The 22259-nt window shown below is 73.6% G+C and carries 18 protein-coding genes; 6 read left to right on the top strand and 12 right to left on the bottom strand.

The window, feature by feature from the left end; translation table 11 throughout:
- The 8 genes from JL475_RS13705 to JL475_RS13670 form a co-directional block, all read right to left on the bottom strand.
- The coding region (locus tag JL475_RS13705) for a zinc ribbon domain-containing protein (protein ID WP_202277858.1) at window positions 1-290 on the bottom strand (290 nt) is incomplete at its 3' end.
- Window positions 291-293: 3 nt separating this feature from the next.
- Complete coding sequence (locus JL475_RS13700) at window positions 294-3020, bottom strand: serine/threonine-protein kinase (RefSeq protein WP_202277857.1); 2727 nt, start codon at window positions 3018-3020, stop codon at window positions 294-296.
- Between the two features lie 22 nt (window positions 3021-3042).
- Complete coding sequence (locus JL475_RS13695; protein ID WP_202277856.1) at window positions 3043-4386, bottom strand: hypothetical protein; 1344 nt, start codon at window positions 4384-4386, stop codon at window positions 3043-3045.
- Window positions 4387-4480: 94 nt separating this feature from the next.
- Entirely contained in the window at window positions 4481-5527 is a 1047-nt protein-coding gene (locus JL475_RS13690; RefSeq protein ID WP_202277855.1) for a glutamate ABC transporter substrate-binding protein, read from the bottom strand.
- A gap of 11 nt (window positions 5528-5538) precedes the next feature.
- Window positions 5539-6957: a hypothetical protein gene (locus JL475_RS13685; protein WP_202277873.1), complete on the bottom strand. Its 1419-nt coding sequence runs from the start codon at window positions 6955-6957 to the stop codon at window positions 5539-5541.
- A gap of 452 nt (window positions 6958-7409) precedes the next feature.
- Window positions 7410-8384: an N-acetylglucosamine kinase gene (locus JL475_RS13680; protein ID WP_202277854.1), complete on the bottom strand. Its 975-nt coding sequence runs from the start codon at window positions 8382-8384 to the stop codon at window positions 7410-7412.
- Complete coding sequence (locus JL475_RS13675; protein ID WP_202277853.1) at window positions 8375-9640, bottom strand: 6-phospho-beta-glucosidase; 1266 nt, start codon at window positions 9638-9640, stop codon at window positions 8375-8377. Before JL475_RS13675 ends, JL475_RS13680 begins: the two co-directional genes overlap by 10 nt.
- Window positions 9641-9822: 182 nt before the next feature.
- Window positions 9823-10908: a mechanosensitive ion channel family protein gene (locus JL475_RS13670; protein WP_307825044.1), complete on the bottom strand. Its 1086-nt coding sequence runs from the start codon at window positions 10906-10908 to the stop codon at window positions 9823-9825.
- 325 nt (window positions 10909-11233) lie between these two features.
- On the opposite strand from JL475_RS13670, the gene JL475_RS13665 reads away from it, so the two are divergent.
- The 3 genes from JL475_RS13665 to JL475_RS13655 all read left to right on the top strand — a co-directional run bounded on the left by JL475_RS13665 (window position 11234) and on the right by JL475_RS13655 (window position 12677).
- Window positions 11234-11788 carry an HNH endonuclease gene (locus JL475_RS13665; protein ID WP_109379131.1) on the top strand — a complete coding sequence of 185 codons (555 nt, stop codon included), beginning with the start codon at window positions 11234-11236 and terminating at the stop codon, window positions 11786-11788.
- A 211-nt stretch (window positions 11789-11999) separates the two neighbouring features.
- On the top strand, window positions 12000-12263 hold the full coding sequence (locus JL475_RS13660; protein ID WP_237406995.1) for a hypothetical protein: 264 nt from the start codon (window positions 12000-12002) through the stop codon (window positions 12261-12263).
- Between the two features lie 9 nt (window positions 12264-12272).
- Complete coding sequence (locus tag JL475_RS13655; protein ID WP_202277852.1) at window positions 12273-12677, top strand: type II toxin-antitoxin system VapC family toxin; 405 nt, start codon at window positions 12273-12275, stop codon at window positions 12675-12677.
- A 521-nt stretch (window positions 12678-13198) separates the two neighbouring features.
- Here the strand turns inward: JL475_RS13655 and JL475_RS13650 are convergent.
- From JL475_RS13650 to JL475_RS13635, 4 genes are all read right to left on the bottom strand, one after another.
- Window positions 13199-14563 (bottom strand): FtsX-like permease family protein, encoded by a 1365-nt coding sequence (locus tag JL475_RS13650; RefSeq protein WP_202277870.1) that lies wholly within the window; start codon window positions 14561-14563, stop codon window positions 13199-13201.
- 14 nt (window positions 14564-14577) lie between these two features.
- Window positions 14578-15291 carry an ABC transporter ATP-binding protein gene (locus tag JL475_RS13645; protein WP_307825043.1) on the bottom strand — a complete coding sequence of 238 codons (714 nt, stop codon included), beginning with the start codon at window positions 15289-15291 and terminating at the stop codon, window positions 14578-14580.
- Window positions 15288-15821: a PadR family transcriptional regulator gene (locus tag JL475_RS13640; protein ID WP_202277851.1), complete on the bottom strand. Its 534-nt coding sequence runs from the start codon at window positions 15819-15821 to the stop codon at window positions 15288-15290. Before JL475_RS13640 ends, JL475_RS13645 begins: the two co-directional genes overlap by 4 nt.
- A gap of 101 nt (window positions 15822-15922) precedes the next feature.
- Entirely contained in the window at window positions 15923-18805 is a 2883-nt protein-coding gene (locus JL475_RS13635; protein WP_202277850.1) for a beta-N-acetylglucosaminidase domain-containing protein, read from the bottom strand.
- A gap of 298 nt (window positions 18806-19103) precedes the next feature.
- Here JL475_RS13635 and JL475_RS13630 point away from each other — a divergent pair, with 298 nt between their 5' ends.
- The 3 genes from JL475_RS13630 to JL475_RS13620 all read left to right on the top strand — a co-directional run bounded on the left by JL475_RS13630 (window position 19104) and on the right by JL475_RS13620 (window position 22004).
- A complete protein-coding gene (locus tag JL475_RS13630) occupies window positions 19104-19379 on the top strand; it encodes a hypothetical protein (protein WP_307825042.1) in 276 nt (91 codons plus the stop codon).
- Window positions 19380-21617, top strand: a complete 2238-nt coding sequence (gene malQ / locus JL475_RS13625; protein ID WP_202277848.1) for a 4-alpha-glucanotransferase — start codon at window positions 19380-19382, stop codon at window positions 21615-21617.
- A 99-nt stretch (window positions 21618-21716) separates the two neighbouring features.
- Window positions 21717-22004: a hypothetical protein gene (locus JL475_RS13620; RefSeq protein WP_202277847.1), complete on the top strand. Its 288-nt coding sequence runs from the start codon at window positions 21717-21719 to the stop codon at window positions 22002-22004.
- Window positions 22005-22259: the final 255 nt, after the last annotated feature.

The following is a 22259-nucleotide window of genomic DNA, read 5'->3' as shown; positions in this document are numbered from 1 at the left end:
GGGGCGAAGGCGCCGGAGCCCTCCGGACCGGCGGCGGGCCGGCCCGGCCCGGCCGGCGGTGTCGGCGGTGCCGCCGGGGGCGTCTGCGGGGGCCGGACCGCGGCCCCGCGCTCCGCCGGGCTCGGCGCGGGCACCGAACCGTTCATGACGATCGTCGGATGGTCCGTCGGCGGTGCCGGGACCGCCGACAGGTCGTATCCGCACGCACCGCAGAAACGATCACCCGACTCGAGGGGTTCCTCGCAGCTCGGGCACTTCGACAGAGCGGCCTGCTGAGGCATTTGCGACATCAACTACACCCATGTCCGGGGGCGGTAACGGTTGGCACGTTCCACCAGGTCGATCCTCTCCTCACCGCTCCGCGCCAGCCGGGCCAGCGTGCGGTACGAACGCTCCAGCCCGAAGCGCAGGTTCCGCTCGTCCAGTCCGCTGCCGAGCAGGGTCCGTCCCCCGGCAGCGCTGCCGGCGTTTCGGTTCCCCAGGCCCGGCGGGGCCGGAAGCGGAACGGAACCCTGGCCCCCGGAGAGTACCCAGTCCAGCGCACAGCCGAGGACCTCGGCCGACAACTGCTCCCGGCGCGCCGGATCCAGACCGTACGACTCCAGGGCCTCGACCTGGGACGCGGCGGCACTCAGGTCGCCCAGGAACGGTACGTCACCGGCGGTGGCGCTCCGCCCCCGCAGTCGGGCGCGTACGGCCGCCACCCGCGCGGCCGTGTAGTGGATGGAGGACTCCGGCACCGACTCCAGCGTCCGTACGGCGCCGCTCCGGTCACCGGTGGCGAGCCGCACGCGGGCCAGGCCGAACGCCGCGCTCACATGGCTCGGGTCGGTCGACCACACCAGGTGGTAGTACTCGGCGGCGTTGTCGAGCTGGACCAGCACCTCCGCGCACAGGCCGAGCGCCAGCTTGGGGGCGATCTCGCCGGGGAAGGCGTCGTAGATCGCGTCGAAGGCGAGCGCGGCGCCCTCGTGGTCGCCGGTGACCAGGGCGGCGATCCCGCGGTGCCAGACCACCCGCCAGTCGTCGGGGTCCCGCTCCTCCAGGGCCCGCAGCGCGTCCAGCGCGGTGTCCGACTCGCCGGTCTCCAACCAGGCGCGGATCTGCCGCAGCCGGGTCTCGGCCGACGGCGCGGGCGCCGCCGCCAGGGCGTGGACCAGCTCGGCGGGCGCGGAGGCCAGCAGGCCCGCCAGGAAACCGGCGTTGGGGTCGGTGGGGTCGACGTGCGGGACGGGCAGGGAGAGGGCCGCCGCGGGAGCGTCGACGGGCTCGACGATGTCCGCCGGGCCGGAAGCGGCGGTGGTGGGGGAAGGGACGGTGGCGGTCCCCTCGGCGAGCTGCTTCCGTCCCGGCGCCCGCCGTGACCCGGCGCGCTGCACCGCCCGCGCCCCGAGGCGGGACACGTCGCCCCGCGACCGGGGGAACAACTCCGTGTCCGTCACCCGCGGTTCCGGGCCGAACAGGGTCGACAGGGCGGGGCGGGCCCGGCCCGACCGGAGCGAGACGACCTCGCGCAGGACACCGGTGAGCTGCTCGCTCATCTCCTGCGCGGAGGCGAACCTGCGGGCCGGGTCGGGGTCGGTGGCGCGGACCAGCAGCCGGTAGAACGACTCGTACTGCCGGAAGACCTCGATGTGGTCGGGGTCGGGCAGCGAGTCCGCGTAGACGTTCGTGTAGCCCTGGAAGTCGAAGGTGAGGACGGCGAGCGTCCGGGCGACCGTGTAGAGGTCGGAGGCGACCGAGGGGCCGACCTCGGCGACCTCGGGGGCCTGGTAGCCGACCGTGCCGTAGATGGCCGACTCGTCGTCGTCCGCCCTGCGCACCGCGCCCATGTCGATCAGCTTGAGCTCGTCCTCGGTCTGGATCGCGTTGTCGACCTTGAAGTCGCAGTACAGCAGGTTGCGGCTGTGCAGATGCCCCAGCGCCTCGAGCGCCTCGATGCCGTACGCGCACGCCTGCTCCACCGGCAGCGGGTCCCGTCTGCCGTCCGGCGTCCGGCGTCCGTTGGCGATCTCCTTCAGGGCCTTGCCGCCGACGTACTCCATGACGATGTAGCCGTCGAGGGAACCGGTGCGCTGGTCGAGGTGCTCCACGAAGTTGTAGATCCGCACGATGTTGGCGTGCTCGATCTCCGCGAGGAAGCGCCGCTCGGAGATCGCCGCGGCCATCGCGTCCTGGTCGCCCGTGTCCAGCAGGCCCTTGAGGACCACCCAGCGGTCCGAGACGGCCCGGTCCACGGCGAGGTAGATCCAGCCCAGTCCGCCGTGCGCCAGACAGCCGACCACCTCGTACTGGCCGTGCACCACGTCGCCGGCCCGCAGCTTCGGGACGAACGAGTACGGGTGGCCGCACTTGGTGCAGAAGCCCTCCGTACGACCCGGCCGGTCGGCCCGCGCACGGCCCACCTGGGCCCCGCAGTCCGAACGGGAGCAGAATCGCTTCCGCTCGGGCACCTCGGGGTTGTCCAGCACCATCGCGCGCGGGTCGGGGCGCGGGATCGGCGGGACCTGGACCAGCCCCGCGCCCAGCCGGCCGCGGCCGGAGGAGCCCGTGGACGAGCCGGAGCCGCGCACCGACACCGAGCGTTCGGCACCGCCTCCCGGCAGGGAACGGGAGAGCCGCCCGGACACCGAGCGCCGGGACCGCGACGACCGCGACGACCGCGACGACCGCGACGACCGCGACGACCGCGATGACTGCGACGACTGCGACGACGCACGCGAACCGCGGCCGCCGGGCCGGGAACCATCACCGCCGGCCGAGCCGCGCGAGTCCCGGCCGCCGGTGGTGAGACCGGTCGGCACCGACCCGACCATGCCCGTCGTCGGCGACACCACCGGCGCCAGACCGCAGGTGTCGCAGTACAGCTCGCCGCCGCCGACGTCCTCGTAGGCACCCTCGCAGCCGGGACGCTGACAGGCCCGGGCAGCGGCGGCCCGCGCCTGCGGCTCCCGCTGTTCCGCCCGCGCTCCCCGCCCGTTCCGCCCCTGGCTGTGCGTCCGGTTCTCCGCCTGACTCATGCCGCTGCCTCCCCGTTGTCGCTCATGCGCCGGGCCTTTCGCCCTCCTCGGGCGTGCCCTGACCGGGCACCCGGGGTGCGGTGCCGAGGAGTTCGGCGGCCGCGTGCTGGTAGCGCAGCACCGCCTCCCGGGCGACGCGCAGATCGCAGGGCGCGCTCCACAGCATGCGGCGCGCCCTCTCGTACCGCTCGATCAGCACGGCGTCCTCCGCGAGGCCGTGCCGGGCGACCTTCGCCCGGTACGCGTCGAGCCGGCCGCGCAGCTCGGCACGGATCGCCAGCGGCGCGGTGACCGCGGTCAACGACTCGCGGGCGCGCTCCAGTTCGTCCTCCGCCTTCTGCTCCAGGGACTCCAGGAGCGGGGACAGGCGGTGCCACTGGGCGTTCCTGCGGTACTCGGCGGCCGTCGCCAGCTGCTCCTGCAGCACGGTCGGCGGCCCGCTGACGACCGGCACCTCCGTCGCGGCGATCTTCGCGAGCACCTCGCCGCGCGCGGTGCGCGCCTCGGCGAGCGTGCGGTCGGCGCGCGACAGGACGTCCCGCAGCCGCACGATCCGCTTCTCGGAGTCCTGACGGACCGCCAGCACCGCGTCGATCTCGCGGCGCACCTCCTCCAGGGCCCGTGCCTCGCGGTCGTACACCGTCGTGTCCGGTCTGCCGCCGCCCGGCGCCGAACTCCCCTCCGCGGGCTTCCAGAACGCCAGCGGGTCGGACACCACCTGCTCGCGCAGCGCGGTCAGGGAGTGGGTGATCCGCTCCAGGTCGTCGCCCGCCGGATGCTCGCCGGGGCGCACACCGACCGGGTGCGCGAGCCGGCGGGTGCGCCGGAGCTCGGCGGCCAGGAGATCGATCCGGGCGGGCAGCGCCGACCACACCGCGTCCGCGGCGACGACCATGTCCAGCGACGACGCGTACAGCTCGTTCATCCGCTCGACCAGTGTGGCCAGTGAGTAGCGCTCGCTGAGCCGGTTCCCCGGCCGGCCGTGGAGCGTCGGCGCGTTCGCGGCGGCGGTGGAGGTGGCCGAGCCCGCGACCGTGACGCACTCGCCGCGCAGCAGCTCCGTCAGCTCCACCAGGTCCTCACGGCTGGACCAGCGGCGCCGGGCACGGATCTCGCGGGCGGTGCGCAGGGCGCCCGTGTACGCGTCGAAGTACGTCCACAGCAGCGTGATCGACGCCTCGGTGACCGCCCAGCGTTCCTCGGTGCGGCCGGTGAGGCGGGCACCCTCCAGGAGCCTGCGGCCCGCGTGGTCCTGCAGGGCGAGAAGCGAGGTCTCGACCGCCTCGTGCTCCGCGCCGAGCCGCGCGAGCGCACGGTCCACCTCGTCCCGGTCCATCACCGGTCCGGTGGGGTCCGTGTCGCCCATCGGTCACCTTTCGCTGCGGGTCGGTCGTTGACGGTCGGTCCTTGACGGTCTGTCTCTGGCGGTTCGTCTTCGGCGGTCGGTCCTTGACGGCTGGTCAGCTCGTGCGCAGGTACTGCGGGGCGGGTGGCTCCGACTTCGCGGGATCACTGCCCAGTGTCGCCGACAGCCATGTCTCGTACGCCTTCTGCCACCCGTCGTCGGTGTCCTCGCGGAAGTCCACCAGGATCCGGTTGACCCGGCGCAGCAGGTCCTTCGCGTTCTTCTCCATCGCCACGCCGTAGTACTCGGTCGTGAAGGCGTCGCCCTTGAGTTCGACCGTCGGGTCCTGGGCGGCCTGGCTGGCGGCGAGCGCGCCGTCGGTGACCACCGCGTCGACCTCGCCGAGCTGCAGCCGCACCAGGCAGTCGAGCTGGTTGGGGACGGTGGTGCGGATGTCTGTGGACTTCGGGAGCCTGCCCGCAGCCTTGTCCTCCTCCAGCTTCGCGTACGCGGTGGAGCCGGCCGCCGTGCAGATCCTCCGGTCCGCGAGCGTCTTGTCGTATCCCGTGATCGACGACGCCTTCGGGGCCAGGACCTGCTGCCCCGTCCTGAAGTACGGGGCGGAGAACGCCACGTCCTGGAGGCGTTCACAGTTGATCGTCATCGTGCGGACGACCATGTCGACCCGGCCGTCCTCGATCGCCGGGATGCGCTGGTCGGTGGGGATCGCCTTGAACTGGACCGCGTCCCGGTCGCCGAGTATGTCCTCGGCGATGCGGTGCGCCAGGTCGATGTCGAAGCCCTCGAGCCGTGCGCCGCCCCCGCCGTTGGGGTCCCGGTAGCCCCAGCGGTAGCTGTTCTGGTCGATGCCGACGATCAGCTTGCGCTTCTCACCCGGCCGGTTCTTGATCGCGTCGATGGTGACGCCGTCCTCGTCGGAGGGGGGCAGGGTCTGCTTCTCCGGATCGGTGCACTCCGCGTCCGCGTCCGCACCGACGGCGTTCGTCACGGTGTGCCCCGCGGCCTTCGGGGCCTTGGCGACGGGGGACCCGGCGCGGGTCAGCACCAGCGCGAAGATCAGCGCGAGCACGCACACGGTGGCCATCGCGCCCACTCCGCCCCAGCCCCGCAGGCCGGCCCGCAGGCGTCGCGCGTTCCTCATCACGCCCCCCTTCACCGGTACTCCGACAGCCTGCGGCCGATGCCCAGCACCGCGCCGGCCGCGCCCAGCACGGTGAGGCCCGCCGCGCCCTCCGGCAGCCCCTTCAGCGCGTCCCGGCCGCCGCCGGCCGCCTCCGTGAACTCGGCCTCCTCGTGCGCGAGCGCGGCCGCCAGGCTGTCGTCGACACCGTCGAAGCACTCGCCGGTCGCGCCCTTGCCGCCGATCACCAGGTCCAGCGCCTGCTGGTAGTTGCCGTTCTCGTCCTGCTCCCGGGCGGCCCCGTGGCGCTTCTTCCACTCCGTCATGTTGCTCACGGCGGCGGTGACCGGCTTCTCGCCGCTGCTGTCGTCCGCGAGCTCTCCGGCCCGGGCCAGGCCCTTGTCGAGGGTGTCCATGTCGCGTTCGAAGTCGTGGTCGTAGGCGTCGTACGTCTCGTCGCCGACCTTCTTGGTCTCGGCGCCGCGCGACACCAGCGTCAGGTTCTCGTTGCCCCGGGCCCTCAGGGAGGCGATCCGGGCGTCGTGCAGCACGTTGAGCGAGCGGACGCCGTGGTCGTAGGAGTCGTTCAGCCCCGAGCGGGCGAGGCTGTGGCCGGCGACCAGCCAGAGCAGGACCACCGCGGACGCCGCCGTGGCCGCGACCAGGCCGTGGTTGAGCACGCGGTGGGTGCGCAGGTAGGTGCGGCGCTGCGTCCAGGCGAGCGCGGCGAGGGCGACGGTGCCGAGCGCGATGGCCGCCCACGGGTACGGGGTGGCGTCCGCGTAGTCGGCCTGGAGGCGCTGGTTCTCCTTCTTGTAGAGGGCCTCCGCCGCCGGGAGCATCTCCTGCTGCATCTTCTCGTTCGCGTACCGAAGATAGGCGCCGCCCACGGGGTAGCCCTGGCGGTTGTAGGTGCGGGCGCGCTCCACCAGGCCCTTGTACTCGGGCAGCAGCCGGTTCAGTTCGGCGATCGTCGCCGCCGACGAGGAGTCGGGGTCGGAGTTGGCCGCGGCGTTGACCAGTTTGGCGGCGGCGGTGCGGATGTCCTTCTCGTAGCGGTCCCGGGACGCGGCGGTCTCCTGACCGCCGGCCAGGAAGCCGCTGGAGGCGGCGGTGTTGGCGTCCGCGAGGGAGCGGTAGATGTCGGCGGCGTCGGAGGTGAGGGGCTGGCTGCTGGTGAGGACGGCGTCGGCCGCCGCGGCCCTGTCGGTCATCTGCCAGGCGGTGACGGCGCCGAAGGCGACGACCAGGGTGGCGAGGACCGCGCCGATGATCCGCAGGCGGCCGGGTTCGGTGGTGGCTGCCTCGCGCAGGCGCGCGGCGCCCTCGACGAACGCCGTGCGCCGGGGTGCTTCCGGCGGCCGGGGCGCGGGGGACCGGGAGCCGTCGGGCGCGTGACGGGGGACCGCCGGCGCGCCGCCGGGCCCGGACTGCGGCGGTACGGCGGGCATGGCGGGCGCGGCTCCGCCCGGCGGTGCCGCGCTGCCGCTCGGCGTGTGTGTCACTCGACCTCCCCCGTGGTCATCCGTCCCGCCAAGTATCGCCGCACAAACCGGCGTGTGCACCGGCTTTGGCGTGATCTTGAACCGCCCGTCGGTTCCTCTGTCGATCCGACAGTCCGCCGATCCGACCGGTCGGCAGTCCACCGATCCGACCGGCCGACAGTCCGTCGACCCGACTGTCGGTTCGGTTGCGATCCGCCCGCCGGTCTGCCTGCCGGTCCGCCCGCCGGTTCGACTGCCGGTTCGACTGCCGGACGGTCGCCGGGAGTTCCGGCTGCCGCGGCGCCCCGGCCCTTCCCACGGACCGCCTCCCCGCACGGCCCCTGCCCATGAACACGCCGGTGGAATCCGGTTGGTTCCGGGCGCCCGTGAGGGGCCCGCCGGAATCCGCCGCACCGTCCCTAACGCCGCTCGTAACGGGCTCTCAGCCGGGCGTGGGCCTCCGGCGGGGACGCCAGGCGGTCCAGGCCCAGCAGGGCCGCGCCCAGGACCGGTGCGGCGGTGACGACTCGGGGGACGGCCTTGGGGGCGCGCTCGGCGAGCAGGGCGCGGATCCGGTCGTCCAGCAGGGCGTGCCGCGCGGCCAGGACGCCGCCGCCCAGCAGGACGGGTGTCTCCTCGGCGAGCAGGTCCAGACGGGTCAGCGCCACGACGGCCATCGCCACCACCTCCTCGGCCTGGCGCTCGACGATCGCTCCGGCGACCGCGTCGCCCTCCGCCGCCGTGGCGAACAGGACCGGGGCGAGTTCGTGACGGCGGGCCGACGGGAGGTGCCCCAGGTGCAGGGCCTCGATGAGGGCCGGCATGCCGGACAGGCCGAAGTGGGCCGGGAGGGTGTCGGCGAGGGCGGTGGCGGCGCCGCGGCCGTCCTGGGCGCGGGCCGCGTGCCACAGGGCCTCCTCGGCCAACGCCCAACCGCCGCCCCAGTCACCGGAGACGCGGCCGAGCGCCGGGAAGCGGGCGGTACGTCCGTCGGGGCGCATGCCGACGCAGTTGATGCCCGCGCCGCAGACGACGGCGACCCCGCGGGGCTCGGTGACACCGGCGCGCAGGATCGCGAACGTGTCGTTGCGGACCTGCACGGTGGCGCCCCAGCCGCGTGCCGTCAGGGCCGCCGTCAACTGCTCCTCCTCCACGGGGAGGTCGGCGTTGGCCAGACAGGCCGAGACATGGGAGACGGTGGTGACGCCGGCGGCGGTGAACGCGGTGGCGACGGCCTCGGCGAGGGCGTCCACGGCCGGCGTCACGCCGACGGCGGGCGGCCGGAAACCGGCGCCGCGGGCCGTGGCCAGGACCTCGCCGTGCCGGTCGACCACGGCGACGTCCGTCTTGCTGTTGCCGGCGTCGACGGCGAGGACGCCCGCGGTCACGCCCACGTCAGGTACTCCCGGTTGTGCGCGAGGAGCTGGTCGGTGAGCCGCTCGGCGTACTCGTACTGGCCGATCAGCGGGTGGGCGAGGAGGGCGCGGAAGACCCGCTCGCGGCTGCCGCGCAGGGCCGCTTCGAGGGCGAGGTCCTCGTAGGCGGTGACGTTCGCCATCAGGCCCGCGAAGAGGGGGTCCACCCGGGGTACGGGCAGCGGGCTCGCGCCCTTCGGGCCCACGGCGGCCTGGACCTCGATCACCGCGTCCTCGGGGAGGAAGGGGAGCGTGGAGCCGTTGCGGGCGTTCACCACCTGGTACGGGCTGCCGGCGCCGTGCAGCAGGGCCGCCGCCAGGTCCACGGCCGCCTCCGAGTAGTAGGCGCCGCCGCGCTCGGCCAGCAGGGCCGGCTTCTCGTCGAGGGCGGGGTCGGCGTAGAGGTCGAGCAGCCGGCGTTCCATGGCGGCCACCTCGGCGGCCCGGGACGGCTTGGTGCGCATGTCCCGTACGACCTCGTCGTGGGCGTAGTAGTAGCGCAGGTAGTACGAGGGGACCACACCGAGGCGGTCCAGGACGGCGCGGGGCAGCCGGAGGTCCGCGGCGATCGCGTCGCCGTGGTCCCGCAGCAGGGCGGGCAGGACGTCCTCGCCGTCGGGGCCGCCCCGGCGCACCGCGGTCTCCCAGGTGAGGTGGTTCAGGCCCACGTGGTCGAGGTGGAGGTCGGCGGGGTCGGTGCCGAGGCGGGCGGCGAACCTGCGCTGGAGGCCGATGGCGACGTTGCACAGACCCACCGCCCGGTGCCCGGCCCGCAGCAGTGCCCGGGTGACGATGCCGACGGGGTTGGTGAAGTCGATGATCCAGGCGTCGGGGTTGCTCCGCCGGACCCGGTCGGCGATGTCGAGCACCACCGGGACCGTGCGCAGCGCCTTGGCGAGACCGCCGGCGCCGGTGGTCTCCTGGCCGACGCAGCCGCACTCCAGCGGCCAGGTCTCGTCCTGCTGCCGGGCCGCCTGACCGCCCACCCGCAACTGGAGCAGCACCGCGTCGGCGCCGTCCACGGCCGCGTCCAGGTCGGAGGTGGTGACGACACGTCCCGCATGTCCCTGCCGGGCGAAGATGCGACGGGCCAGCCCGCCCACCAACTCCAGCCGGTCCGCGGCCGGATCGACCAGGACCAGCTCCTCGACGGGCAGGGTGTCCCGCAACCGTGCGAAGCCGTCTACGAGTTCGGGCGTGTAGGTCGAACCGCCCCCGACCACGGTGAGTTTCATTGTCGTCAACCCTCTGCTTCTGCTCCGGTGGACGTGACACGTTCGGCGAACGCCTTCTGGGCGAGAGGCATATCAGGATCACGGGCGTCATGACCAGAGCGGGTGCGGGTGCGGGAACGGCGGAGGGCGGCACCCGGAACTCCAGGGTGCCGCCCTCCGCCGTGCTGCTCCGTGCCGCCGGTCTACTTGGTGGTGTTCGGCGGGGGCAGCGGGGACGCCGCGACGGACTGCGGCGAGACGCTGCTCGCGTAGGCGGACGGGGGCGCGACGGCCGCCGCCGGATCGGGGCCCTCCATCTCCACCGGAGCCGTGGCGCCGCCGACGATGCGGATGCCGGCCGCGTCGAAGGCCCGCTTGATGCGCCAGCGCAGCTCGCGCTCCACGGTCAGCGACTTGCCGGGCATGGTCTTCGCCGAGACCCGGACCACCATCGAGTCCAGCAGGACGGAGTCGAGGCCGAGGACCTCGATGGAGCTCCACAGGAGCTCGTTCCAGGGCTCCTCCTTGCTCATCCTCTCCGCGACGGCGACGAGCGTGTCCTTCACCTGGTCGAGGTCCTCGTCCGAGCGGACCGTGACGTCCACGTTGGCGGTCGCCCAGCCCTGGGAGAGGTTGCCTATGCGCTTGACCTCGCCGTTGCGGACGTACCAGATCTCGCCGTGGTCGCCGCGCAGCTTGGTCACCCGCAGACCGACCTCGATGACCTCGCCGGAGGCGACGCCCGCGTCGACGGTGTCACCGACGCCGTACTGGTCCTCCAGGATCATGAACACGCCGGAGAGGAAGTCCGTGACCAGGTTGCGGGCACCGAAACCGATCGCGACACCGGCGACACCGGCCGAGGCCAGCAGCGGGGCCAGATTGATCTGGAACGTGCCCAGGACCATCAGCGCGGCCGTACCGAGGATCACGAACGACGCGACCGACCGCAGCACCGAGCCGATCGCCTGCGAGCGCTGGCGCCGCCGCTCGGCGTTGACCAGCAGACCCCCGAGACCGGTGCCGTCCACGGCCGTGCCGGTCCGCGACATCCGGTCGACGAGCTTGGTGATCGCCCGCCGCACGACCACTCTCAGTACCGTGGCGATCACCACGATGAGCAGGACCCGGAGACCGATCGCGAGCCACGTCGTCCAGTTCTCCTCCACCCAGCCGGCGGCGTTGGTGGCGCTCTCGTGGGCGTCCTTGAGGCTGGGCACCATCGGGGTCCCGGAATCCGAGGGCGTCGGCGACGACCCCTCGGCCAGTAGGACGGCGGGCAAGGACACGGCAGGTACCTCCAGGTGCAGGTTCTGCCCCCGGTGCGGCGGTCAAGGTCTTCAAGGTTACGAAAAGGTCAGGGAAAGGTCACCGGTGTGGGCAGAAGCACCACACTAACGGTGCATTGTGGGGGGACCGGCACGATACGTGAAGAAGAGACCTCCCTCACCCGCACCTGAACAGGCCAAGATCCCGGAGGTCGGAGGGCCTGTGGTCGAAAACACTTTCAGCCCGTTACCGGGACATGGTGGCGCTACGACCAGGCATGAGGGGAGACTGACTACGGATCGTCCCGGCGCGAGCCACGCGTCGCCGGCGTACAAGGAGGCATCCGTGCCGCATGTCCTGGTTCTCAACGCGTCGTACGAGCCACTCGGCGTCGTACCGCTCCGCCGCGCGCTCGTCCTCGTCCTCGAGAACAAGGCCGTGTGCCTCGAGGAGTCCGGCGCCTACCTGCACAGCGCGACCGTTACAGTCCCCGCACCCAGCGTGGTCCGGCTCAAACGCTTCGTGCGGGTCCCCTACCGGGGGCCCGTTCCACTGACCCGCCGCGCGCTGTTCGCCCGCGACGGGGGCCGGTGCATGTACTGCGGTGGCGTCGCAACCAGCGTCGACCACGTCATCCCGCGCAGCCGCGGGGGCAAGCACGTCTGGGACAACGTGGTGGCGTCCTGCCGCCGCTGCAACCACGTGAAGGCCGACCGGCACCTGTTCGAGCTGGGCTGGCGGCTGCGCCACAAACCGGCCCCGCCCACCGGTCTGGCCTGGCGCATCATCGGCACCGGCCACCGCGACCCACGCTGGCTGCCCTACCTCCAGCCGTACGGCGCGGACGACGCGATGGCCCGCATCGACGGCCTGACCCGCGTGGACGGCATCTCCGCCTGACCGGCCGGCCCGACCCGATCCGGGCCTTCGCTTTCGCGGTGCCGGGGCCGCCCGGCACCGCGGATGCTGGAGGTCTTCACCAGCCCCAGCTCCGAGGCGAGGAGATGCGGGCCCGCGTCCGCACGAACAGGCGCGAACCCATGCCGACGCCCTTCGGCGGAGGACTTCACGGAACGTGCGTTCGGGGACTCGCTCGCTGTGACGAAACCTGATGTCAGCAGGTGAGAGCGCCCGTATGCTGGCCGTGGAGCCGGTCCCCGCCCTGCTGGAGGTCCTGATGAGCACGCCCGCCCCCGAAGGCTTCAGCTACCCGCAGCCAAGACCGCGCCTGTCGGTCGAGGAGATGCTGGCGGCGAAGAACACCCAGCCGATCCGTTCTCTGGACGACCTCGCGGCCGACACGTTCGAGTCGGACGAGGAACTGGAAGAGTTCCTCGCGTTCACGTATGCCGAGCGTCACCGCGACGCAGCCTGAGGCCCCCGCATGCAACCCGTCATCCTCGACACCGACGTCGCGTCCCTGCTGCACAAGCGCAAGCTGACCGGCCCGCCGGCGACCCGGCTCATCGGCCGTAAGCCGCTGATCACCTTCGTGACCTACGGCGAGCTCACCAAGTGGATGGAGATCCGTCACTGGGGCACCCGCAGCCGCCAGGAACTCGCCGACTGGCTCGCCGACATTCCGGTCCTGCCCGGCGACGAGGCCGTCGCCACCACTTGGGGGCGGCTCTCGGCGGCGGGGATACAGCGGGGTCGGCCCCGCCCCACCAACGACATGTGGATCGCCGCCAGCGCTCTCACCTACGACCTGCCGTTGGCCACCCTCAACCTCAAGGACTACGAGGACTTCCGCCTCCACCACGGCCTGCGCATCCTCGGCGTCGAGTAACAGCCATCTGACGGCAACACCAGTGGGCGGCGGCTCCGCGCAGCGAGGGGGCGCCGCCCACTTCGGGACCGCTCAACTCACCCGTCGGCGCCGCCCTGCACGAGACGACTCCGGTTTGGGCGCCCTCGGCTGAACTGTCCGTCCCACCCCACCGCTACAGACCTCGCCAACCTCATCGGCAAGTTCTCACACAGGTCGTGAAGTTATTTATCGGCGACTTCCTGAGGCCCGGGGGCCGGTCGGTGCATCGGGTGGGGTGACGGGTCGACCGGTTCCGTTCTGCCGGTTTCGCTCACGCGGTTTTCCCGTTTTCCGTGGGAGTCGGCAGGGCTCGGTGGGACTTGGGGGCGTCCCACTCGGCGTGCACCGTTTTGCTCCCGGTCCGGGGTTCCCAGCCTCACCGCGTGGTCAGTGCGCCGACCGGGCGTGGGCTCGGCAGTCGTTCACCGCGTCGCCGGCCTGACTGCCGGTGGGGCCGGCCTCGGGGGACCCCCGTTCCTCCGAGGCCGGCCGTGTGTCGGTCAGGCGTGGCGCAGTTCTGTCGGGTGGGTCGAGCGGTGGAGGAGGGGGAGGGCTGTCGCCGAGGCCAGGAGGCAGGCCGTGTAGGCCGCCGGGGGGATCAGCAGGGCGGCCCAGGGGAGGGACGGGATGGCCGTCAGGGTGCCGTAGGCGATGCCGACCGCCATGCCGCCCAGGCCCGCCAGGAGCAGGGACGGTGCCAGGGGGAGGGCGGTCTCCAGGAGCAGCGCCCGGTTCAGTACCGAGCGCGGTACACCGGCCGCGACCTGCGCGGCCAGCCCTCGCCGACGGGTGGCCAGGGACTCGGCGGTGCCGACGGCGAGGCCGGTCAGAGTGATCAGCAGGGCCACGGCGATCGCCGCGGCGGTCAGGTTCAGGCCCGTCGTGTAGTACGACATGGACTCGCCCAGGGTCGCCCGGTCGCGGTGCAGTACCGCGAGGAACGCGTGGCGTACCCCCATGAACCCGGTGCCGACGACCGTCACCAGCAGCATGGCCGCATGCGTACGGGACGCCGCCCACGGGTCGGCACGCAGACGTTCCGCCGCGATCAGTACGGCCGCCGACCGGGCCCGGCCCGCGAGGACCCGCCCCATCAGCCGGGAGGAGGCCCCGGCCAGCCACACCGAGCCCGCGCCGACCGTGAGCAGCGCGGCGAACACCGTCACCGGGAACTGCCAGTTCACCCGGCCGGCCGGTGCGCGGTCGGAGATCCCGGTCAGCACGCCCACCGCCGCCACCAGGACCGCCGAGCCCAGGAACAGCCTGCCCGGTCCGCGGGCCGAGCGGACACCCGTCACGCGGCGCACCCAGCCCAGGGGCGAGGCCACCACGCGGCGCAGCGCCAGCACGCTCGCCAGCGCGCCCAGCACGGGCACGGCCGCGGCGACCAGGACGACCGCCGCCCAGGTGAGCGCGGTCGGACGGTCCCCCAGGCGCAGCAGGAGCAGCACCGAGAAGACGGTCGCCACCGCCGAACCGAGCAGGCAGGCGAGTCCGGTCTCCAGCGCGGCGATCCGCCGCACCTGCCACGGTGTCGCCCCGGCCAGTCGCAGCCCGGCCAGCCGCCGGTCCCGGTGCACGGCGCCGACGCGGGCGCACTGCCCGAGGAACCCGAGCACCGGGATCAGCAGGAGCAGCAGGCCGAGAATCACCCCGGCGCGCGTTCCGGGCTCGTTGAGCAGGCCCTCGGCGACGGACACGCTGAAGTAGCCGTTGCCCAGCGACAGCAGGATCCCGGCGGCGAGCGCGAATCCGGTGGCGAGCGCCGCGCCGGTCGCGGTGAGCAGGATCCGCCACCACTCCCGCCGGTCGGACCCGCGGGTGAGCTGCCAGGCCAGGCGGAGATCGGAGCGCAGAGAGGGCACGGCGGGTGAAGTGCTCACGCGGGCACCTCCAGCGGGGTCACGGTTCCGTCGCGCAGTTGCACCTCGCGGTCCGCGTACGCGGCCACCTGGGCGTCGTGCGTGATCAGCAGGACCGCCGTGCCCGCCTCGCGGGCCGTGTGCACCAGGGCCGTCATCGCCTGCTCGCCCGCGAGCGAGTCCAGGGCGCCGGTCGGCTCGTCGGCGAAGACCACCTTCGGGCCGGTGACCAGGGCCCGTGCCAGCGCCGCCCGTTGGGCCTGCCCGCCGCTCATCTCGCCCGGCCGCAGGTCCCCCTGCCCGCGCACCCCGAAGCGCTCCAGCCACTCACCGGCCCGCTCCCGCGCCTCCGTGCGGTCGGTGCCCGCCAGCATCAGCGGCAGCGCCACGTTGTCGAGCGCGGTCAGTTCCGGCACGAGCTGCCCGAACTGGAACACCACCCCGAAGTCGGTACGGCGCAGCTCGCTCAGCCGCTTCTCCGGCAGCTCCTCCAGCCGCAGCCCGGCGTACGTCACCGAGCCGGCGTCGGGACGGACGATCCCGGCGAGGCAGTGCAGCAGCGTCGACTTGCCGCTGCCGCTGGCGCCGGTCACCGCGAGGATCTCGCCGGTGTGCAGCTCGACGGAGGCGCCGCGCAGGGCCTGGGTCCTGCCGTGTGTCTTGACCAGCCCGCGGGCCGCGAGCAGCGGCTCCGTCGGCCGCTGGTCGTCCCCGTTGCTCAGGTTGCTCACGTTGCGTCGACCTCCGCGGTCAGAGTGGTGAGCCGGGCCGCCGTGGTGGTCATCCAACGGAGGTCGGCGTCAAGGTGGTTGAGGGCATAGTCCGCCGAGAGTACGGACGCCGGACCGGCGCCGCCCGCGGACTTCACCGCGGTGAGTTCCCGCATCCGCCGCATGTGGGCGGCGCGTTGGGCGCGCAGGTACGCGGCCGGGTCGCCGCCGGACAGGATCGACACCACGACCTTGGCGAAGATCTCGTTGGTCACGAAGGGTGCGGGCGGGGCGATCTCCTCGGCCCAGCGGGACAGTTCACGCGTCCCCTCGTCCGTCGTGCGGTACGCCGTGCGCTCCGGACCGCCGTCGGACGCGGTGCCGTCGACCTCGGCGAGGCCGTCGCGGACCAGGCGTTGCAGGGTCGTGTAGACCTGGCCGTAGGCCAGCGGGCGGGCCTCGGGGAACCGTTCGTCGTGGCGTCGCTTGAGGTCGTAGCCATGGCTCGGCCCCGAGGCGAGCAGCCCCAGCAGGATGTGACGGGTGCTCATGGAGATCAGTATGCACCAGGTATATGTACTGAGTGAATAGTGGGGCACGAAAAAGCGCCGCCGCCCGGCTGACTGGTCGGCCGGACGGCGGCGCCGTCGGCTCAGTCCGCGACCGCGTAGGCCTCCGCCGACCACAGGGAATAGCCGTACCGGGTGGCGCGGGTCTCGCCCTGGACGCGGACGTGGCGCACGTCGCGTTCGTCCATGCGGACGGTCTCGCGACCACCGCCGCTGTCCGGCACCGCGGCCGCCGTGCGCCAAGTGCGACCGTCCGCCGAGACCTCGACGCGGTACGCCGACGGGTGCGCGTCCTGCCAGTGCAGCGCGACCTTCCCGAGCCGCACCGGGCGTTCCAGTTCGACCTGCCACCAGGCGTCGTCCTCGGCCGGGGACGACCAACGGGTCTCCGGATCACCGTCGTTGGCCGCCGAGGCCGGGAAGTCGGGTGTCTCGTCGGCCGAGGAGCTCGCCCGGCCGGTGCGGGCCAGGTCGGGGCCGGCGGTGCGGGGGACGGCGTTCACCGTGAGCGTGTGGGTCGCCCCGCCGAAGCCGATCCGGACCTCGTACGACCGGGTCGGTGTCCCCGGCTCCACCGTCACCTCGACCGGCACCTGAACGGGCGTGCCGCGCGGGACGGTCAGGGTCTCCTTCGGAACCCGTACCTTCAGGCCCTTCGGCGCCTCCACGGTCACCTTGCCGCGCACCTCCTCGGGGCGCAGCGAGCCGAGGGTGGCCGTCAGCCGCCGGGTGCCGCCGATGTCGGTGTCCGCGGGGGCGTCCGGCAGTTTCAGCGTGGCGGCGGGCGCGTCCGTGAACCATGGGACGACGTGCCGTACCCGGGAGGCGTCCGCGCCGGTGATCCGCACGGCGCCGGCCGGGCCGTCCGCCCGGAACTCGGTGGCGCCGGACGGGGAGAGCGGGCCGAGGCGGCGCCAGCCCGCGCCCGGTACGTGGATCTCGGCCGTGCCGGTGGTGCCGGGCTCGGCCAGCACCGTCACCGTGCTCAGGTCGCGGACCTGCGGCAGGTGCAGGACGCCGTCCTCCGTCCTGCCGCCGGACCCGGCGGTCGGCCTGCGGTCGATGCCCGCCCAGTCCTCGTACGCGTCCCGCGCCCGGTCCAGGAACGGGTCGAGGACGCCCTTGCCGACCGTCACCCGGGCCGTCTTCAGGCCGGCCCGCTGTTCGCCCAGCTTCCGGTACGCGGTCCAGGCGGCGCCCGCGTCGCCGGACTCCTGCGCCCGCAGCATTTCCAGCGCGGTGCCGCCGGCCTCGCCGTAGCGGGCCAACTGGCCGGTCCAGGGCGCGACTTCAGCGGCGAGGGCGGCGGAGCGCGGGGTGTCGGCCAGGCGCTCGGGCAGCTCGCGCAGCACCGTGAAGGCCGCGCGCAGCCGGTCGTCCGCCGCGCGTCCCGCGTCCGTGCCGGCGGTCGCGCGGGTGCGCCAGAACTCCGCCAGCAGCGGCCGCAGATACGCCGACTCCTCGGCGCCGAGCACCGAGGAGGCGTCGTTGCCCGCCAGCGCGGACAGGGACTTCTCGAGTTCGGCGTCGCCGCCCGCGAGGTCGGCGATCGCGGCCCGCCAGGACTCCTGGGGGCGGTAGTCGCGCGGGTTCCAGGCGAAGTCGGCGGCGGTGAACAGCGGGATGCGGGACGCCTCGGGCTGCTCCATCGCGTTGGCGAGCAGGGCCGCCGAACCGGCGGCGACGGCGGGTTCCCGGCCCTGGTAGGGGCCGAGGAAGATCCGGCCGGGGGCGAAGTCGTTGACCGGGTAGTTGTCCATGGTCACCAGCGGGCGCCCGAACACCTCCCGCGCCTTCGCCAGATCGCCGCCCGAGATGGTGCGCGGCACCACCCCGACGCCGGTCCACGCCACCTCGACATCCGAGCCCAGAGCCTGTGAGAGGGCCCGCCGGTACGCGGTCGACCCGTCCTCGTAGTACTCGGTCGGCATCAACGACAGTGCGGCGGAACCGGGATGACGCTGCGCCAGGTGTCGGGCCACCTCGTTCGCCACGTACGCCTGGGCGCGCGCGGCCGCGTCGGGACCGGAGCCGAAGCGGCGGGCGTCCGCGCCGCAGTGCCACTCGCTGTAGCTGACGTCCTGGAACTGCAGTTGGAAGGTGCGGAAGCCCAGCGCCCACATCGCGTCCAGCTTGCGCGTCAGCGCGCGCAGATCGTCGTCCGAGGCGAAGCACATGGCCTGGCCGGGCGCCACCGCCCAGCCGAGCGTGACGTGGTTGTCCCGGGCCCGCTCGGCCAGCTCCCGGAACTCCGCGCGCCGCCGGTCCGGGTACGGCTCGCGCCAGCGGGCCTGCCGGTACAGGTCGTCACCGGGCGCGTACAGGTACCGGTTCTGCTTGGTGCGGCCCATGAAGTCCAGCTGGGCCAGGCGCTGTCCGTGCGTCCACGGGGTGCCGTAGAAGCCCTCGGTGATCCCGCGCACCGCCGTGCCCGGCCAGTCGCGCACGACGACCGCGGTGAAGCTGCCGTCCGGGCGCAGGAGTTGGCGCAGCGTCTGGACGCCGTGGAACAGGCCGTCCTCGCCGGCGCCGGTGAGGGCGACGGTGCCGTCGCCGACGGTCAGTGTGTAGCCGCCGGACGGGAGGGAGTGCTGGGGGTTGCCCGTCGGCCGCTGCGCGCCCACCCGCACCACGAGCGCCCCCGCGGGCGCCTGTTCGCCGGTGGCGGTGAACCGGCGCGCCCCGGCCTCCCGCAGCAGCGTGCGCAGGACGTCGAGGGCGCGGGGGTCGGCCGTCGCGTCGGTGGTCAGGACGACCTCGTCGGTCACCGCGACCGGGGCGCCGTTCGCACGCAGGGAGTGCGGGCGGGGCCAGACGGCCAGGTCCGTCTCGGCCCGGTCGGGTACGGGAGACGTGGTCGTCCCGGGAACGGGCGGCGCCGCCACGGAGGCGGGCGCCGCGCCCAGGGTTCCGGCGACGACCGCGAACGCGAGGGCGGCCGCCCTCTTCCCAGGCCGCAGTTGCAAGGCTTCTCCTCGAGGAGACGAGACAGACCGAGACACACAAGGAACACGGAGAACACGCAGAACACGGAGCCTCTCATTCTGCGCCCCGCCTGCCAACGGGAGAGACCGTTGTGACAGGTTTGCCCTGGTGTGAGACATGGGAACGGGAGCAGAATGTGAGCAGGAGCACGTTGTGCGCATGGGTGCGTCTGGTCTCGCGTCCTGTGGGTAGGGGCTGCGGGGAACCCGACCGAGCGACTTGCCCCAACGCTCAATGCCCGATGCTCGATGCCCAATGACCTCGACAAGGAGACCGTCTGTGGTTGCCGCACCGGCTTATGTCCTGTCCCCGGCCCTGTCCAAACCCGTGGCGGAGCCGTCCGCCGAACCCGAAGGGCTGCACGCCTGCGTCTTCAGCGCGGAGGGGCCCCGCGCCGAGGTCCCGCTCACCAGCGAGCCCCCGCTGCCCGACGCCGAACCCCTCACCAGCGAGCCCCCGCTCGCCGACGCCGCCCCGCTGACCAGTGAGTCCGACGCCGCCATGGACTCCACCGGACTCGACTCCTTCCCGGCCCAGTACGTCCCGGAGCCCTAGATGGCCGCGCCCGGCCAGGCCGAGCCGCCGACCGAGCCGCTGACCGAGCCGGCGACCGAGCCGCCGCCCGCCGAGCTTCCGCCAGGGCCCCCGGCCTCCGGGCGCTCGTCCTCCGGGCCCCCGTCCGAGGACCTGGCCCTGCTCGCCGCCCTGCACGGCGTCGCCACCTCCTACAACCCCTCCCCGGACCGTACGGTCGCCGCCTCCGCCACCGCCGTCACCCTCGCCCTGGCCGCGCTCGGCGTGGACGCGGGCACGCCGGAGGCCGTCCGCGACGCGCTCGCCGCCGGCGAGCGGGAACGGGCCGAGCGGCTGCTGCCGCCCACCGTGGTCGGCTGGGGTCCCGGCGTCCCGCCCGCCCTGGCCGCGCTCCCCGAGGGCACCCGCCTGCTGGTGAGCACCGAGCAGGGCGAGACCCGCGCCTCGGCCGCGCACCTCCCGCCCGGCGTGCACCGGGTCACCGCCACCGCGCCCGACGGCCGCACCGCCGAGGCCCACCTGATCGTCGCCCCGGCCGCGTTACCCGCGCCCCCGGCCCGCTCGTACGGGCTTCTCGTCCAGCTCTACTCGCTTCTCTCCCGCCGCTCCTGGGGCATGGGTGACCTCGGTGACCTCGGTGAGCTGGCCGCCTGGGCGGGCCGTACGCTCGGCGCCGGATTCGTCCAGATCAACCCCCTGCACGCGGCCGTCCCGGGCGTTCCGACCGACCCATCCCCCTACCGGCCCTCCTCGCGCCGCTTCCCCGACCCGGTCCACCTGCGGATCGAGGACGTCCCCGAGTTCGCGTACGTCTCGGGCGCCGAGAGCCGAGACCGGCTGCGGGCCCTGAGCGGACGCGCCGCGGAACTGCGCGAGGCGGTGCTGGACGAGGGCGCCCTGATCGATCGGGACGCCGTGTGGGAGGCCAAGAAGGCCGCGCTCGAACTGGTGAACGAGGTGCCGCTCGGGCCCGGCCGGCTCGCCGCCTACCGCGACTTCCTCGCCGAGCAGGGCCCGGCCCTGGAGGACCACGCCACCTGGTGCGCGCTCGCCGAGGTGCACGGCCCCGACTGGCAGGCCTGGCCGGAGGGCCTGCGCGACCCGCGCTCACCCGAGACCCGTCGGGCCCGCCGCGAGCTGACGGCCCGCGTCGACTTCCACTCCTGGCTGGCCTGGCTCACCGACACCCAGCTCACCGCCGCCCAGCGGGCCGCCCGCGAGGCCGGGATGCCGCTCGGGATCGTCCACGACCTCGCGGTCGGCGTGCACCCCGGCGGCTCCGACGCCTGGGCGCAGCAGGACACCCTCGCCGCCGGCATGTCGGCCGGCGCACCACCCGACGCCTTCAACGCCCGCGGCCAGGACTGGGGCCTGCCGCCCTGGCGTCCCGACCGGCTCGCCGCCTGTGGTTACGCGCCCTTCCGCGCCCTGCTCCGGGCCCTCTTCCGGTACGCGGGCGCCCTGCGCATCGACCATGTGATGGGCCTGTTCCGGCTCTGGTGGGTCCCCGAGGGCCACCCGCCCACCGAGGGCACGTACGTCCGCCACGACGCCGAGGCCATGCTCGCCGTCCTCGTCCTGGAGGCGTCCCGCGCCGGGGCGGTGGTGATCGGCGAGGACCTGGGTACGGTGGAGCCCGGGGTGCGCGAGGCACTGCGCGAACGCGGGGTGTACGGCACCTCGGTGCTCTGGTTCGAACGGGACTGGGAGGGCGACCGCCGGCCGTTGCCGCCCGGGGCCTGGCGTGCCGACTGCCTGGCCACCGCCACCACCCACGACCTGCCGCCCACCGCTGCCCGCCTCACCGGCGAGCACGTCGAGCTCCGCGACGGCCTCGGCCTGCTCGCCCGCCCCCTGGCCGAGGAGCGCGCGGAGGCCGCCGCCGACACCGGGGAGTGGCTGGAGCTGCTGGCCCGGCTCGGCCTGCTGCACGGTGCGGACGGTACCGCCGGCACCGAGGAGTCCGAGGAGTCCGAGGAGGAGGCACGGATCCAGGCCGTCCACCGCTATCTGCTGCGCACTCCCGCCCGGATGATCGGCGTCTGGCTCCCCGACGGCGTCGGCGACCGGCGCCCGCAGAACCTCCCCGGTACCCGGGACCAGTACCCGAACTGGCGCCTGCCGATCGCCGACGCGCGAGGCCGCCCGATGGCGCTGGAGGACCTGACGGCTTCCCCGCGGCTGCACGCGCTGCTCGACGTCGTCCGCACCCACGTCACCCCCGCCGCTCGACCGGGCGGTGCGAGCGGCGACACCTGAGGACAGAACAGGTCGGACCGGGGCACATCCGGTCCGACCGGGGCCCCGTACGGCACCCCGGGCGCGCAGGCCCCCTGGGCGTTCGCTAGTTTGGGCACCGTGGACAAGACGAACGCCCTGCGCGCCGGCGCCCTGGCAGCCGGTACGACGCTGATGATGCTGCTCATGACGTCCCCCGCGCTCGCGCTCACCCGCGACGACGGGGACGACCCCGGCACGGGCCTGAGCGTCGGCGAGACGCTGGGCCTCTACGTCGTGGCCCCGATCGTGCTCTTCCTGGTCATCGCCGGTCTGGTGATGGTCCTCGACAAGTCGCACAAGAAGAAGGACACGACCAGCTCCAACATCAGGATCAAGCCGGACGTCAAGGCCGACGCCAAGGCCTGACCCCGGCCCCGGACCCCGGTCGGTCGTCCCCGCAGTTTTCCGAGGGCGCCGCCCCGTCGCGTACGCGTGAATCGCCGTACGCGGCGGGGTCGGCGCCCTTCGTGCTGCGTACCGTTCCGGTTCGAGGAGCGGCTCACCGTACCCGCGGGGAGACGGAATCGATTGCCGTCAAAACCGCTGTCGGAACACCGCTCTCCGTCGAGTACGGAGTCACGCGGGGATGTCCCCGAGGGCCCCACGCGCCAAGACGTCCGA

Origin of the sequence: Streptomyces sp. M2CJ-2, from assembly GCF_016757295.1 — a bacterium.
Lineage (GTDB): Bacteria > Actinomycetota > Actinomycetes > Streptomycetales > Streptomycetaceae > Streptomyces.
Note: the sequence above shows the minus strand (reverse complement) of the source record. Positions and strands in the feature narration are given on the sequence as shown.

Coding starts and splice junctions, on each gene's coding strand:
- JL475_RS13700 (WP_202277857.1), bottom strand. CDS start 3,020: ATGAGTCAGGCGGAGAACCGGACGCACAGCCAGGGGCGGAACGGGCGG.
- JL475_RS13695 (WP_202277856.1), bottom strand. CDS start 4,386: ATGGGCGACACGGACCCCACCGGACCGGTGATGGACCGGGACGAGGTG.
- JL475_RS13690 (WP_202277855.1), bottom strand. CDS start 5,527: ATGAGGAACGCGCGACGCCTGCGGGCCGGCCTGCGGGGCTGGGGCGGA.
- JL475_RS13685 (WP_202277873.1), bottom strand. CDS start 6,957: ATGCCCGCCGTACCGCCGCAGTCCGGGCCCGGCGGCGCGCCGGCGGTC.
- JL475_RS13675 (WP_202277853.1), bottom strand. CDS start 9,640: ATGAAACTCACCGTGGTCGGGGGCGGTTCGACCTACACGCCCGAACTC.
- JL475_RS13660 (WP_237406995.1), top strand. CDS start 12,000: ATGTCAGCAGGTGAGAGCGCCCGTATGCTGGCCGTGGAGCCGGTCCCC.
- JL475_RS13655 (WP_202277852.1), top strand. CDS start 12,273: ATGCAACCCGTCATCCTCGACACCGACGTCGCGTCCCTGCTGCACAAG.
- JL475_RS13640 (WP_202277851.1), bottom strand. CDS start 15,821: ATGAGCACCCGTCACATCCTGCTGGGGCTGCTCGCCTCGGGGCCGAGC.
- malQ (WP_202277848.1), top strand. CDS start 19,380: ATGGCCGCGCCCGGCCAGGCCGAGCCGCCGACCGAGCCGCTGACCGAG.